This is a genomic window from Halomonas sp. H10-59 (genome assembly GCF_040070555.1).
Classification (GTDB): domain Bacteria; phylum Pseudomonadota; class Gammaproteobacteria; order Pseudomonadales; family Halomonadaceae; genus Halomonas; species Halomonas litopenaei.
This window is the reverse complement of the sequence record NZ_CP098828.1, coordinates 3512779-3527566: the sequence shown is the minus strand read 5'-3', so window position 1 is coordinate 3527566 and position 14788 is coordinate 3512779. Positions and strand designations below refer to the sequence as shown.

The window sequence follows — 14788 nt, the reverse complement described above, 5'->3', positions numbered from 1 at the left end:
TCAGCTTGCGACCAGGCGGCGGGCGTCGCCGCGAGAGGGGAAGGTCTGCACCACTGCCCCCGTGCTCTGGGGCATCGCTGTGGTCCTGGGCTGCCTGGTCTTATTGCTGGTCTTGTTGCCGGTCGTGCTGCTGGTCTTGTTGCTGGTCGTGCTGCTCGCCCTGGCAACGGCGGCATCGTCCAGCGGGCAGTTGCCGCAGCAGCCGAAGTCCTCGAGTCGATAGCGCAGGCAACATAGCCGCCGTGTGCGCTGGGTCTCTCCGTGTTCGTCGGGCAGGTAGCGCACCGGCATGAACAGGGGATTTCGCCGGCCATCCGGGTAGACCCGGTGGTCGATCAGGCGCAGCGCCTCGTCGCCGAGCCCAGGTGAGGCCATGGGGTGGTGCACGGCAGCTTTGGCAAAATACTCGAAGTAGTTGCCGAAATTGCTCCAGAACACCTTGGGAGAGGCCCCGGAGACGCAGCCCAGCATATCGACCAGCGGTGCCACATGCCCCTGCAGCAGGCGTTCGAAGCGCTCGAAGGCGTCGAGCGACCCCAGCGGGGTGCCTTCGTGGGGCAGGGCGATGCCAATCGTCTGGCCGCTGTCGCTGAGATACAGGCCTATCTGATCCAGCGCTACCGGCAGGTCGCGCTCCAGCAGCAGGTTGGAGGCCAGGGTATGGGCGGCCATGGCGCTGAAATGCCACTTGGACCAGAGCGAGGCCACCGCCTTGAGGTCATCGCCCTGGTACTGGGCGGCGAAGCGCTCGAGCAATTCGTCCAGCACGCCAGGTTCGAGCAGACGCTCGGCAGGCATGGCGTCGTCGGGTAGCTCGGCCGCGACGGTGGGTACGGCAAGGTGTTCCAGGGGACCGCAATACAGACGAGGCAGCGCTGATGTCATGGGGTGTCCTGCAGGCCGGAGGCTTGAGGTCATAAGACCAACGGTGCACACCATAAATTAAATGCGAATTGTTATCAAGAATATTGCCGATAGCCGGCGTCGATCGACTGAACGCTGGCGGCCCGCCAGACCTGGCTGGGGCTGGGCCCCTGGTCGATATCCGAGCACATGTCGATCCGTGCAAGCGTGAGGGTATGGCAATGGACGACCAGCTCACCGCTCGCTGCCCCGCCCTTGCCTTTGCCCTTGCCCTTGCCTCTGCCATCGCCCTCGCCGGGCTGGCGCCAGCGCCAAATCTGACGGCGGTATTGCGGGGCGTTGTCGCCGTCGTTGTATGTGTGCTGGCCGGGCATTTCCTCCGGTGCCAGGGCGTTGTCCTCCACCAGCGCCAGTTCGACACAGGGCAGGGCCGAGTCCCTGGCCAGCCACTGGAGTGCGGCGACCTCGGCGCACTGCTGGGCCGGGGTCAGGTGGGAGGCTCCGCGATAGCCGGGCAGGAAGCGTTGTCCCTGCGCCTCGGCTTGCAGCATGGGCAAGGCCTGGTCGGGCTCGATGCGCCCGTACTTGCGCACCGGTGACAGCACGATGATGCTCGCGGCGAAGCGGCAACCGCCCAGGTGGCTGCTCTCCCACACGTCGAAGGGCAGGCGATGTTCCTCCACGGCGCGGGCCAGCGCCTTGTAGCTGCGATAGCCGTAGCGCGCGCAGCACTTGTCCTTCTTGCCGTGGGTGCAGCACAGCACCAGGTCGTGGTGCTGTGGTGTGGACGGCCAGCGCTCGAGATCCTCGCCCGCCGCCAACGCCTCGACAAAGGCCAGCAGCGCGCTGCGGTCGAGCTGGAGACGCCGACGCTCCGGCATCAGGATCACCTCGTGGACCTCGGCAGGCTGATCACGACGATGGATCAGATTGACCCGGCGACCGCTGGCGGCCAGGGCGTCGAGTTGTGCTGCCAGCTCGGGGGGCATGTCGCTGGCGTGGCGCAGGTTGCGCTGCCACCTGGCCCGGGGCCAGCTGATCAAGAGATTGCGCTCGGCGTGGGCGCCGCTGCCGGGCAGCGGATCCCCCGCTTCGCGAGACAGGTCGGTGCAGAAGACGTGGCTCATGGCCTCGGCCCTGACGTTGTCGAAGGATGCCTTGCCTGAGTGTGCGGCGCCGGCGACTCGTCGGTTGGTCTCTGCTGCGCCGTCTGCGATTCACGGCGTCCCAGCAGAGGTACACACAGCGGCTTGCCGCTTTCCGGGTCGACCATGACGTGGGCATCCAGGTCGAAGACGCGCTTCAGATGGTCGGCGGTGAACACCTCTCGCGGTGCGCCGCTGGTGAGGATGCGGCCGTCGCGCATCATCACCAGCTCGTCGGCGTAGGCGGCGGCCAGGTTGAGGTCGTGCAGCACCAAAAGCAGGGTGCGCCCTTGGTCGTGGGCCAGTCCCGAGAGCAACTCCAGCAGGTCCACCTGGACCTTGAGGTCAAGAAAGGTGGTGGGCTCATCGAGCAGGATCAGGTCGGTCTGCTGGGCCAGCACCATGGCGATCCAGCAGCGCTGGCGCTGTCCACCGGACAGGGTGTCGACGTGGCGTTCGGCGAAGTCGGTGACCCGGGTGTAGGCCATCGCCTGCTTGACCACCTCGGCGTCGCGACGGGCATCGCGTTGCCACAGGCGCTGGTGGGGAAAGCGTCCCATTGCCACCAGCTGGCGCACGCTCAGCCCCTCCGGTGCCGTCGGCCCCTGGGGCAGCAGCCCCAGATGCTGGGCGACCTCGCGGGTGGAGCGACGGTGGATATCCTGACCGTCGAGCAGCACCTGGCCGCCCTGGGGCTTCAAGGTGCGTGCCAGGGTCTTCAGCAGGGTCGACTTGCCGCTACCGTTGGGACCGAGCAGCACCGTCAGCTTGCCTGGCGCCACCGCGATATCCACCCCGTCCAGTACCAGCCGTTCCTCGTAGCCGACCTTGAGAGATTGCCCCGCCAACGGGTGGTCAAGCGCGGACGCCGCGGTCGATCCGTCTGACGACACGCCTGACGATGCATCGCACCGGTGTTGGGGTGCCGCGCTGGACGAGGGTGTGGTCGGCAAAGAAGGCTGAGATGAGGTCATGCAAGGCCCGCCTGGGGGTGTGTGGCAGCAGCACGGTATGACAAAAAATTCTCATTTTCAATCCGGCCAAGCCCGTATCGGCGCGGCTTGTCGGCATGGCGCGTGGCGTTTTAGCACAGTGTGTTGTTAGCTTATGCCGAACGAATGGTTCGCATTTCGTGGACATCAGGAAAGCGATTAATTAGGATAATCGTTCTCATTTGTATGTGAGATGGCAATAAACGACGCAATGCGGCATCGAGGCTTCGGTAAGGTGCGGCCCTTCGGGAAGGTGGCGAATCGCATCGCCACCGTTCGCCGGGAGCGGCAGCACGGGGCAGGGACGACGTCCGAGAGCAACGTCCTGGCGTGAGGGACTCGCCAGACCTCGAGTCAGCGTTTGCGCGATCATTCGATTTAGCAAAAGGAACGATGCACGACATGAAACGTCATGCTCTCTGGCCCACCGTTTCACTGCTTGGCCTGGTGGCCGCACAGCAGGTCGCGGCGCAGACCTCCGTCGATACCTCTTCCTCGAACGGCGCCCGTGCCGACGAGGCCCCGACCATGGTGGTAACCGCCTCGCGGACCAATACCACCGCGGAAGATTCGCCGCAGACCGTGCGCATCATCAGCGAGGAGGAGATCGCCCAGCAGCTGGACGTGACCACCGACTCCTCCCAGATCCTGAGCAACCTGCTGCCGTCCTATTCGCCCAACCGCCAGAAGATGACCGGCAGCGGCGAGACCCTGAGGGGCCGCACACCGCTGTTTCTGATCGACGGCATTCCCCAGTCGAATCCGCTGCGTCCGACCGGTCGTGAGGCCCACACCATCGATTTCTCCCAGGTGGAGCAGATCGAGGTGATCCAGGGCGCCAACGCCACCAACGGCGTCGGCGCAGCCGGCGGGGTGATCAACATCATCACCAAGCGTCCGGAGCCGGGTTCCTTCAATCAGCATTTCGGCGTGCAGATGACCACCCCGACCAGCGAGCTGGACGAGGACACCCTGAGCTACAAGACCGACTACGGCTTCAGCGGCAACAAGGGCAACGTCGACTACCTGTTTGGTCTGAGCTACGAGGACCAGGGGCTGTACCTGGACGCCAAGGACGACCCGGTCGGTGTCGACAACACCCAGGGCGACCTGATGGACTCGCGCAGCTATGACCTGCTCGGCAAGATTGCCTACTGGATCGACGATGACCAGCGCATCCAGTTCACCCTCAATCACTATGACATCGAAGGTCACAACGACTACGTCAGCGTGACCGGCGATCGCGACGCCGGGATTCCGACCACCTCCGTGCGTGGCACCCCCGAGGGCGACGCCCCCTTCAATGAGGTCTGGACCACTGGGCTTAGCTACGAGAACTACGACCTGGCCGGCATGCACCTTAGCGCCCAGGCCTACTATCAGGACTACGAGGCGTTGTTCGGCGCCACCGACTCCAGCAGCTTCCAGGATCCGTCACTGGCGCCGGTAGGCACCTACTACGACCAGAGCTCGGCCAAGACCGAGAAGTTCGGCACCAAGATCTCGCTGACCAAGGACGACCTGTGGAATGACCGGCTCAAGCTGACCGGTGGCTTCGATACGCTGTTCGACGAGACCGAGCAGTACCTGTATCAGAGCAACCGCACCTACGTGCCGCCCACCGATTACACCGACCTGTCGCCGTTCTTCCAGGCCGAACTGCAGCCGATCGACTCGTTGCTGCTGTCCGCCGGGGTGCGTTATGAGTACGCCGAGCTGGATATCGATGACTATCAGACGGTGTGGGCCAACAATGGCGTCGACGTCGAGGGCGGCAATCCTGACTTCGACGAGACGCTCTACAACGTCGGCGCGGTGTGGAAGCCGGTCGATCGCGTCAGCCTGTTCGCCAACTACTCCGAAGGCTTCTCGATCCCTGATGTTGGTCGTGCGCTGCGCGGCATCGATACCCCGGGACAGTCCGTCGACAGCATCGACAACCTGCGTCCCATCGTGACCGAGAACGTCGAGACCGGCGTGCGCTTCGAAGGGGATCGCCTGTCGGCAGAGCTGAGCTACTACGAGTCCACCTCCGACTTCGGCAGCCGCCTGACCGAAGAAGACGGCGTCTTCATCATGAACCGCCAGGAGACCCAGATCACCGGTATCGAGGCCTCGGTGGACTACGCCTTTACCGAGCGCCACTCCGGTCGCCTGGCCTACTCCCACATGACCGGGCTGTATGACAGCGACGACGATGGCGACCTCGATGCCGAACTGTCCGGCCTGGATGTCTCGCCGGATCGTCTGATCGGTAGCTGGTCCGCCAACTGGACCGACAAGGTGTCCACCTTCCTCCAGGCCAACTACTCGTTCGATGAGACCTATGACGAGGACGATCGCGAGTTCGACGGCTATCTGCTGGTGGACGCAGCGGTGGGCTACCAACTGCCTACCGGCAAGCTGAATGTGGGCGTGTCCAACCTGCTCGACGAGGACTACATCACCTACTACTCCCAGAGCGCGCTGGTCAACGACGACCGTTACTTCGCCGGTCGTGGTCGTACCCTGACGGTAGGGTATAGCGTCGACTTCTAAAGGCTGCGTTTGTAAGCACTACGGCTGGAAAGCGCTACTTTTCGTAAGCGCCGCTAGTCGGCTGACCCGGACCGCCGCCAGGACGGCGGCGGTCCACGCGGACGGGCCGTGGTGCCGCTTCGATGACACCAGGCAACGCCTGAGGCTGTTTTCAGGCCATCTGCAGAATCAGTTTCCAGATCAACGACTTCATAACAACGTACGCAATAACAACTACGCCATAACAACAACCCTTCGCCAAGTGACTAGCCAGGAAAGCGCGGTTTCCCCTGACGAAAGGCGTCGATGATTCGACGTCCGGGGAAGCAAAACAAGGAAGGAATCCTTGCGGAGGTTGCACATGCAATTCCCCCCATGTACTCGCACCCCTGGCGAGATCGCTCGGCATGCCTCACAGCATGCCCTGCTCAACGGCATCATCAAGGAAGTGGCTATCCCCCACGACCTGTTGAGCCACCACTGGCCCGCCAACAGGCGTGGCCTGCCAACGAGCCTCCAGGGCCTGCCATTGCAGGTCGCCTGGTCGTCTTCTTTAACCTTGTTCGTGCTGGTCGATCGCCACTCGGCGATGGGCTGCCATCAGGTTGTGTCGCCGCTGTATCTGCGCCGCAGCCTCGATCAGCCCTGGCGGGAGGCCGATACCGACGAGCTGGTATCGGCCCTGCTGGAAGATGGCCCCTGGCGCGAGGCCAGCCCCAACCCCGAGTTCGGCGACCAGGTGCTGCAGAGCCAGGCGGTGATGGCCTCCATCATCGAGGACGCTCGGCGACGCCCCCATGACCCGCTCAAGGACTACGCCGCCAGCGAACAGGGGTTGTGGTTCGGCCATCCCAATCACCCCACCCCCAAGGCCAGGCAGTGGCCGCAAGGCTTGAAGGGGCAGGGCAGGGACTGCTCCCCCGAGTTTGGTCAGGGTACCCGCTTGCACCAGTTCTCGTTTCCGGCGCAAGGGCTACGGATCGCCTGCAATGGCCTGGAGCCCGGTGAGGTGCTCAGCCAGGCCGCCGACCAGAGCGCGGAGCCCGAGGCCGGGCGGGTGGTGCTGGCCATGCACCCGGTCCAGGCCGAGCTGTTTCGCCAGGCGCCGGATGTTGCCGCGCGGATCAACGACGGCAGCATCCGCGACCTGGGCAGAAGCGGCCCGCTGGCGCTGCCCACCGCCTCGATGCGTACCTGGCATGCGCCCGAGCATCCCTGGTTCATCAAGGGCTCGCTCAACGTGCGCATCACCAACTGCGTGCGCAAGAACGCCTGGTACGAGCTCGAAAGCACCCTGGTGATCGATCGCATCATGAGTCGCTTGATCGACAGTGAAGACCCGGCGCTCGAGACCCTCGAGCTGGCTCGGGAGCCCGCCACCCTGCACTGGGCCCCGCAGGACGCTGACGACGACCAGCGCCGCTGGTTCCGTGAGCAGACCGGGGTCATCCTGCGCGAGAACTTCTGCCGGCGCTTCGGCGCCGAGCGCTGCCTGCTGGCGGCGACGGTATTCGCCCGTGACACCGAACTGGAGCCGATGGCGCCATCGTTGGTGGCGCGCGCGAGTTCGCCTGCGTCCGCTGCTGTGAGCGGCGCCCCCGCCGACGATGTGCCCGAACACAGGATCGTCGACTGGTACAAGGCCTATCTTGGTGCCCTGGTCGAGCCGGTGCTGGCGCTCTATTTCCGTCATGGCATCGTGGTCGAGCCGCATCTGCAGAACTGTGTGCTGATCCACGACCAGGGCTGGCCCCGTCGCGTACTGCTGCGCGACTTCGAAGGCGTCAAGCTGACCGAGGATCAGGGCCTTGACTGGCTCGCCGGCGAGACACTGGATGAGCGCGTGCGCGAGTCGATGACCTACAGCCGCGACAAGGGCTGGAAGCGTATCGCCTACTGCCTGCTGGTCAACCACCTGGCCGAGGCGATCCTGGCGTTGAGCTGGCGCCGCCCGGCCCTGGCCGAGCGTCTGTGGATGGCTACCGGGGAGGAGCTTTCGCGGGTCAGGCAACGGCTCGGAGTCGCCACGCCCGAGCTCGATGTGCTGCTCGCCGGCGGCGACTTGCCGTGCAAGACCAACCTCAAGCTCAGGCTGATGGCCCGGGCCGATCGTCACGCCGACTATGTGTGGCTGCCCAACCCCTGGCATCAGCTCGCAGGTGAGCGTCTGGAGGTGGCCCATGGCTGACAGTGTTGCTGTCTCGGGGCGCAGAGAGGCCCAGCGGCTGCCGCCAGCGGTGCGGGAGGCGATCCGTTCCCACCAGGCCGAAGCGCAAGGTCCCATCGCCGCCTTCGTCTACGACCTGGATGCACTCGCCGCCCGGGCGCGCTCGATCAAGGCCGCGCTGCCCGAGGGCGTCGAGCTTTACTACGCCATCAAGGCCAATAGCGAGGCGCCGGTCCTCGGGACCTTGGCCCCCATCGTGGACGGCTTCGAGCTGTCCTCCGGTGGCGAGATCGAGCGCATGCGTGAGGCGACGAGCACGCTGCCCTGGGTGCTGTCGGGACCGGGCAAGCTCGACTCGGAGATGGCGTTGGCCATGGACGAGGGGATCGAGGCCTTTCACGTGGAGAGCCTTGGCGAGATCGCGCGGCTTGAGCGACTCGCCGCGGCCAGGGGACGCCACCAGGCGGTGCTGATCCGCATCAATCCGACCCTGCCCGAGGCGCTGTCGAGTCGTCTGCGCATGGCCGGTACCGCCACCCCCTTCGGCATCGACGAAGCCAGGCTTGGCGAGGCAGTGGCGGCGGTGGACGCCGCTGCCCATCTCACCCTGGTCGGCTTTCATATCCACGCCATGTCCCACCAGACGAGCGTGGCGCGCCACCAGGCGTTGCTGGACAGCTACCTGGCGCGCTGGCCGGAGTGGCGAGCGCTTGCCGCCTCGCCCGCCAGGGTCACCCAGCTCAATGTCGGGGGTGGCATCGGCGTCGACTATATGGCGCCGTTCGAACCCGAGCGGCAATTCGACTGGCAGGCGCTGTGCGCCCATCTTGACGCGCGGCTCACGGCGATGGCTCAGGCCCCGCGGGTGCGCTTCGAGATCGGCCGCTTCCTCAGTGCCTTCTGTGGCTACTACGCCATCGAGGTGCTGGACACCAAGCACAGCCATGGTCAGGGTTTCGTCGTCTGTCGTGGCGGTACCCACCAGTTCCGGCTGCCCGCGGCCCAGGGCCACGACCACCCGGTCATCCACCTGCCGAGCGGGGAGCGCGGCGAAGCGTCGTCCGGCGAGAAGCGACCCTGGACGGTGGTGGGGCAGCTGTGTACGCCCAAGGACGTGCTGGGGCGCGATCGACTGCTTGGCGACGTCGCCCCGAGGGATCTTCTGGTGCTGCCGCTGGCCGGGGCCTACGGCTACAACATCTCCCACGCTGACTTTCTGTGCCACCCAAGGCCGCCGCAGATCTTCATGGGCGCCGACAGGGCGTCACCCGACACCGCACGCTGAGGTTATTCATGTCATCACCTTCCTACGTTGCCGAGCCCGCGACGGGGTCCGCTGACGCCGTCGCTGACGTCGCCGCACCTCGAGTTGCCCCCTGTGTTGCTCCCAGTGCTGTTCCCGCTGCCGTTCCCTTTGCCAGTTCCGACGACTGGCGTCATCGCCCGCGTATCGAGCGGCGGGTCATCGGCCAATTGCTGCAGACGCTGCTGTACGAAGACGTGCTCGAGTATCGCTGCGAGCACCTGGCCCCGATTGAGGGTGAAGGGCAGGGGCGTGAAACCACCTTTGTCGTCTCCCTGGGGGAGCGCGACTATCGGGTGCGAGGCTGGCTGTGCCACAGCTTCTCGCTGATTCGCCTCGATCATCAGAGTCTGGCTGTTGCGTCGACACAGGCGTCGGCTCGGGCGTCGACAAAGGCGCCGGCTCTGGCCGGACACGATGGCCCGACCCAGTCGCCGTCACTCTCGGAGTTTCTGGACGACCTGGCGTCCACACTGAGCGCCATGGCCGAGGGAGGCCTTCAAGGGCGGCTGCAGCCGGGGTTCATCAACGAGCTCAAGCAGACCCTGATCAAGGACCTGCAGTCTTCGACAGCAGCGCCCGTCGACGGCCAGAGCGCGCCGCACGCTCTCGACGCCGACGCCCTGGAGCAGTACTTCACCGACGCCCACAGCTACCATCCCTGCTACAAGTCTCGTCTCGGTTTCACGCTTGGCGACAACCGTCGCTTCGGTCCCGAGTTCGGCCAGCCGCTGCGGGTACTGTGGCTGGCGCTGCCGGCGCGGCTGGCACATCAGGGGGCTGTTCCTGGTCTCGGCGCCCTGGCGACGTTCGCGGCCATGGCCGATGCCGAGTTGGGCGACGAGGGGTCGCCGGCCAGGCAGCGTCTGGCCGGGTGGCTAGTCGAGCGAGGCCTTACCCGCGAGCAGGCGGTGCTGCTGCCGGTGCATCCCTGGCAGTGGGAAAACGTGCTGGTCGGCGCGCTCTACCCGGAGCTTGCCAGTGGCGAGATCGTCCTGCTCGGCGAGGGCGAGACCCGCTATCGGCCGCAGCAGGCGATTCGTACCCTGGCGCCGCTGGATCACGATCGACGCGCGTCCCCGACGCCCTATCTCAAGCTGGCGCTGGGGATCACCAACACCTCCAGCACTCGTATCCTGGCGCGCCATACCATCACCAACGGGCCCATCATTACTGCCTGGCTCAAGCAGCTTCTGGAGAGCGACGCTGGCGCCGGGGCGGCCAACGTCGTGATCCTTGGCGAGGTGGCCGGTGTTGCCCTGGACGAACGCGCCTTTGGCGGCCTGCGCCATGACGAGGTGTACGGCCAGGCCGGCGCCCTGTGGCGTGAGCATATCGACGGCTTTCTCGCCCCTGGCGAGCAGGCGGTTCCCTTCAACGGCTTGAGCCAGTGTCTGCGCGACCCGGACGGGGCGCCCGCAGAGCCCTTCATCACCGACTGGATCGCCCGTCACGGGCGCGACGCCTGGACCCGTCAACTGGTGAGGGTGGCGACACTGCCGATCATCCACCTGCTGTTCGCCGAAGGGGTGGGACTTGAGTCCCACGGCCAGAATATCGTGGTGATCCATCGTGATGGCTGGCCAGTGCGAGTCGCGCTCAAGGACTTCCACGACGGGGTGCGCTTCTGTCCCTCGGCGCTGGCCCGCCCGGAGCTGGCCCCCAGCCTGGAGCCGCTGCCGGCGGCCCACACCGCGCGCAACCGCAACTCCTTTATCGTCACCGACGACCTGGCGGCGGTGCGCGACTACTCCTGCGACGCCTTCTTCTTTATCGCCCTGGCCGAGATGGCGATCTTCCTCGAGCGCCACTTCGGACTCACCGAGGGCACCTTCTGGGCCATGGTCGCCGACGTCATCACCGCCTACCAGGACGCCCATCCAGAGCACGCCGAGCGCTATCGCCTGTTCGACGTCTTCGTCCCCGAGTGGGAAGTGGAAGCACTGACCCGCCGGCGGCTGTTCGGTGACGAGGTGCCTCAGATCAAGCGGGTGCCCAATCCCCTGGCCGTGCATGCGCCGGCGTCGCGCCCTGCGTCTGTGACCACGGGGAAGGATGCAGGGACACAGGAGCGCACCCCATGCTGAGAACCAACCGCCTGAAACGTGCGCTAAGCGAGCAGCGCGAGGTCTACGGCGTGCTGGCCTCGTTACCCACGGCGGCGTCGATCGAGCTGATCGCCGAAGCCGGCTTCGACTTCGTGGTGATCGACACCGAGCACGTGCTGATCAACCCGGAAACCGTCGAGCATATGATCCGCACCGCCGAGAGCTATGACTTGACGCCGCTGGTGCGGGTCGCCGACGACAACCCCAAGACCCTGCTGCGCCTGCTCGACGGCGGCGCTCAGGGCATCGTGTTGCCGAGCGTCGAAGACCCCGAGCGGCTGGCCGCTGCGATACGTGCCTGCAAGTACGCCCCCCAGGGCACGCGCAGCCTCAACGCCGGGCGCCCCGGTGCCTTCGGCAAGCACTCCCTGGCCGAATACGTTCACAAGGCCAACGACGAGATTCTGGTCGTTGCCATGATCGAGAGCCGGGCCGGGGTCGAGCGCATCGACGAGCTGTGCGCCGTCGATGGTCTCGACCTGGTGCTGGAGGGCGCCGCCGATCTGTCCCAGTCCCTGGGTGTGAGCTGGCAGACCGCCCACCCCGAGGTGCTAAAGGCGCTCTGCCGGGTGCAGCAGCGGGCGGCGGACCACGGCCTTCCCTACGCCGCCTTCCTGCGCCATGCGGACGCCAAGGCCGAGTGGCGCGAGCGCGGAGTGCGTACCTTCCTGCTCGGCGACGAGCGGGGCATCGCCTTTCGCGCCCTGACGAGCGCCTTGAAGGAGGCACGCGCATGAGGTGGCTGCCGCTTGCTTCCGGTGCCCCTGGGTCCCGAACCCCTGTTGCCCGAACCCCGAACCCTGCTGTCGCGCCTTCGTCGGTGCCCCCGATTGTTGCAGTTGCAAGGAGAGCCCAATATGGCCTCGTTTGATTCCGTTTCTTCACCCGTTCCTTCACCCCAGGCGAGGCGCCTGGCCAGCGAGCAGATCCTTCAATCGCTGGTCGATGGCCTGCTGGTCGAGGGGATCCTCGAGATCGACTCGCTGGTCGGAGATGACGGCGATGCCCGCTCGTTTGCCGCTGAGCTGTTTGGTGATGAGGTGCTGGTCGCCCATCCAGCAGCGCGATTGTGGCGCCAAGAGCGGGATCAGGGCGCTAGCCAAAAGATCAGCCTGGTGATGCTGCTGGAGCCCGGTATTGCCCAGGACTGGCAGAAGGTGCCCGGCACGCCGGTGCTGGCGCTTGATGGGGGGACTCCGTCGCCCCTGGATCCCGTGGCATTGATGCGCCGGGTGTTCGGCGGCGATGAACAGGCTCTGACGCCTGGCCAGCGCGTCTTTCTCGACGCCCTGGAGGACAGCCTGTGGCAAGCCACGGCCTCCATGGTCCACGGCGTGGACACCCGCCATCTCGCCTCCCTGGGCACCCTTGAGCACTTCACCATTCTGGAGCAGTGGGCGTCGCTGCTCGACCGGCCCTACCATCCCACCGCCAAGGCTAAACAGGGTTTAAGCGCTGCCGAGTACCGTGCCTATATGGCCGAGTTTGCCAACCCCGTCGAGCTTTACTGGGTGGCGGTCGCGCGTCACCGGCTGACCCATGGCGCAGGGGTGGGGGCGCTCGCAGCCGGCGCGGCTTCGGGCGCCGATAGAGCGACAGCCGGCGCGGGGTCGGGCGCCGATAGAGAGAGCGCCCCTTTGGAACAACCCGCAGACTGGCTGCTCGCGGCCGAGGAGCGTCAGGCACTGGACGAGGAGATGCGCGCCAAGGGCATCGCCGACAGCCACCTGGCACTGCCGGTGCACCCCTGGCAGCACGATCATGCCCTGCCGAAGTGGCTCGCCGAGGACTTTGCCGCCGGTCACTGCATCACCCTGGAGACACGGGCCGGGCGCTGGTGGCCAACCTCGTCGCTGCGCTCGCTGCTGCCGGCTGCGCCCTCATCAGATGGCGCCGCGCATAGCCTCAAGCTGCCCATGGCCATCCACTCGCTGGGGGCCTCGCGCTACCTGCCGGCGGTGAAGATGATCAATGGCGATCTGAGCGCACGGCTGTTGGAAGAAGCTCGGCAGCGCGATCCACTGCTGGAAAGCGCCCTGCACCTGTGTGACGAAGGCAAGTGGTGGGCCTACCTGCCCGAGGACGCCAGTCTGTTCGATGAGGCCCCGCGCCATCTGAGCGCCATGGTGCGCAGCTATCCTCAGGCGCTGCTCGAGCAGGCCGGCACCCAGCTGGTACCCATGGCGACCCTGGGCACGCCGCTACCGATGGTCGGGGCGTCCGGTCCAGCTCGCACCAGCGCCCATCACGTCTTCGATGACTGGATGGCGCTACGTGGCATGGAAGCCGGCGCCGCGAGCGCACAGGCGCTGTTTGGTGAGCTGTGTGCGCGCTTCTTCGAGATCAACCTGCGCATGCTGAGGCTCGGCATGCTGGCGGAGGTGCACGGCCAGAACGCCGTGCTGGTGGTGCGCCAGGGTAGGGTCGAGGGACTGTTGCTGCGTGACCACGATTCGCTGCGTATCAACGTCGGCCAGCTCGAGCGTCACGGCATGCAGGATCCCTGCTACCGGATCAAGCCGGGTCACGCCAACACCCTCTACCACAACAGTCAGGAGGCGCTGTTGTTCTGGCTGCAGACCCTGGCGATCCAGGTCAACCTGCGCGCCATCATCGACACCCTGGCGGGGCACTATGGCCTTTGCCAGCGCGCGCTATGGCGGGATCTGGCGGTTCAGCTCGAGGCCCAGCTCGACGCCGTGCCCTTCGATGCCGCCGAGCGCAATGTCTTGAAGTCCGCGCTGTTCGAGCGCGAGCGCTGGCCCTACAAGCGCCTGATCGCCCCGATCATCGAGCGTGCTGGCGGTCCCGGCAGCATGCCTTTTGGCGTCAGCGAGACCGTCAATCCGCTGAGGGCCTGCCAGGGGGCGCTGACGCATCAGAACGCCGAGGCAACTGCCGGTGTTGAATGCGGTGTCAGTACCGCTGGCGAAGCCGACCGTCTGGGGACACTGCAGCAAGCCTGATCTCACCGTCAGGTAAACGAGCGGCGGCATCGGTGAACACCGATGCCGCCGTTTTTTCGTGCGCAAGAGACGGGATATTCAGCGAAGCCATTCGGGATGCTCAGCGAGCATCGCCTCGCGCCGACGAGTTTCGTCCTGCTGCTTCGTCAGCGCTTTTTCGGCCAGCTCGTCGGCTCGGTGCGGGGGCACCACGAATAGACCGTCGTCGTCGCCCAGCACCAGATCGCCGGGTTCGATGGTGACCCCGTCGATGGATACCGGAGTGTTGATCTCACCCTCCAGCGACAGCGAGCGGGTGGTCAGCGGACTGGTACCCGCAGCAAACATCGGCAGAGTCAGCCGAGACAGCGTCTCCCGGTCGGTGACAGCGCCATTGGTGACGACACCGGCCAGTCCCTTGGTCAGCGCCGCGTAGGCGCGAAATTCGCCCCAGCAGGCGCGACGATGATCACCGGACACGTCGATCACCAGCACGTCACCGGGGCGTGCGAGCGTCAGCGCCTCGCGGATGATGGCGCCGTCGACATGAGGAATTCTGACCGTCAGCGCGGTGCCGACCAGACGTACCGGGCGGTGCAGCGGCTCCAGCGAGGCGATGGCGCCAAAGTCGCTGAAGTGGCCCAGGGTCGAGGTGGCAAGCCCGGCAAAGCGATCGATCTGCGCCTGGCTGAAGCTGTCCCTGCGCGGGGCAATGTGGAACATCGGACCTCCTGTCGGACGTGTTGC

The 14788-nt window shown here is 65.9% G+C and carries 10 protein-coding genes; 6 read left to right on the top strand and 4 right to left on the bottom strand.

Annotation, left to right across the window (positions count from 1 at the left end):
* The 3 genes from fhuF to NFG57_RS15330 form a co-directional block, all read right to left on the bottom strand.
* Positions 1–885, bottom strand: coding sequence for a siderophore-iron reductase FhuF (gene fhuF, locus NFG57_RS15340; RefSeq protein ID WP_348814704.1), 885 nt, complete (start codon positions 883–885; stop codon positions 1–3).
* Positions 886–959: 74 nt separating this feature from the next.
* Positions 960–1991 (bottom strand): sucrase ferredoxin, encoded by a 1032-nt coding sequence (locus NFG57_RS15335; RefSeq protein WP_348814703.1) that lies wholly within the window; start codon positions 1989–1991, stop codon positions 960–962.
* Positions 1988–2857: an ABC transporter ATP-binding protein gene (locus NFG57_RS15330; RefSeq protein WP_348814702.1), complete on the bottom strand. Its 870-nt coding sequence runs from the start codon at positions 2855–2857 to the stop codon at positions 1988–1990. The genes NFG57_RS15335 and NFG57_RS15330 overlap by 4 nt, the downstream gene beginning before the upstream one ends.
* A gap of 546 nt (positions 2858–3403) precedes the next feature.
* Between NFG57_RS15330 and NFG57_RS15325 the strand changes: the two genes are divergently transcribed.
* The 6 genes from NFG57_RS15325 to NFG57_RS15300 all read left to right on the top strand — a co-directional run bounded on the left by NFG57_RS15325 (position 3404) and on the right by NFG57_RS15300 (position 14062).
* Entirely contained in the window at positions 3404–5539 is a 2136-nt protein-coding gene (locus tag NFG57_RS15325; protein WP_124803174.1) for a TonB-dependent receptor, read from the top strand.
* A 340-nt stretch (positions 5540–5879) separates the two neighbouring features.
* On the top strand, positions 5880–7706 hold the full coding sequence (locus NFG57_RS15320) for an IucA/IucC family protein (RefSeq protein WP_348814701.1): 1827 nt from the start codon (positions 5880–5882) through the stop codon (positions 7704–7706).
* Positions 7699–8970: a type III PLP-dependent enzyme gene (locus tag NFG57_RS15315; protein ID WP_348814700.1), complete on the top strand. Its 1272-nt coding sequence runs from the start codon at positions 7699–7701 to the stop codon at positions 8968–8970. Before NFG57_RS15320 ends, NFG57_RS15315 begins: the two co-directional genes overlap by 8 nt.
* A gap of 8 nt (positions 8971–8978) precedes the next feature.
* Positions 8979–11075 (top strand): IucA/IucC family protein, encoded by a 2097-nt coding sequence (locus NFG57_RS15310; RefSeq protein WP_348814699.1) that lies wholly within the window; start codon positions 8979–8981, stop codon positions 11073–11075.
* Positions 11069–11833 (top strand): aldolase/citrate lyase family protein, encoded by a 765-nt coding sequence (locus NFG57_RS15305; RefSeq protein ID WP_348814698.1) that lies wholly within the window; start codon positions 11069–11071, stop codon positions 11831–11833. The genes NFG57_RS15310 and NFG57_RS15305 overlap by 7 nt, the downstream gene beginning before the upstream one ends.
* Before the next feature lie 120 nt (positions 11834–11953).
* Positions 11954–14062, top strand: coding sequence for an IucA/IucC family protein (locus NFG57_RS15300; RefSeq protein ID WP_348814697.1), 2109 nt, complete (start codon positions 11954–11956; stop codon positions 14060–14062).
* Positions 14063–14140: 78 nt separating this feature from the next.
* On the opposite strand, the gene NFG57_RS15295 is transcribed toward NFG57_RS15300, so the two are convergent.
* On the bottom strand, positions 14141–14764 hold the full coding sequence (locus NFG57_RS15295; protein ID WP_348814696.1) for an RraA family protein: 624 nt from the start codon (positions 14762–14764) through the stop codon (positions 14141–14143).
* Positions 14765–14788: the final 24 nt, after the last annotated feature.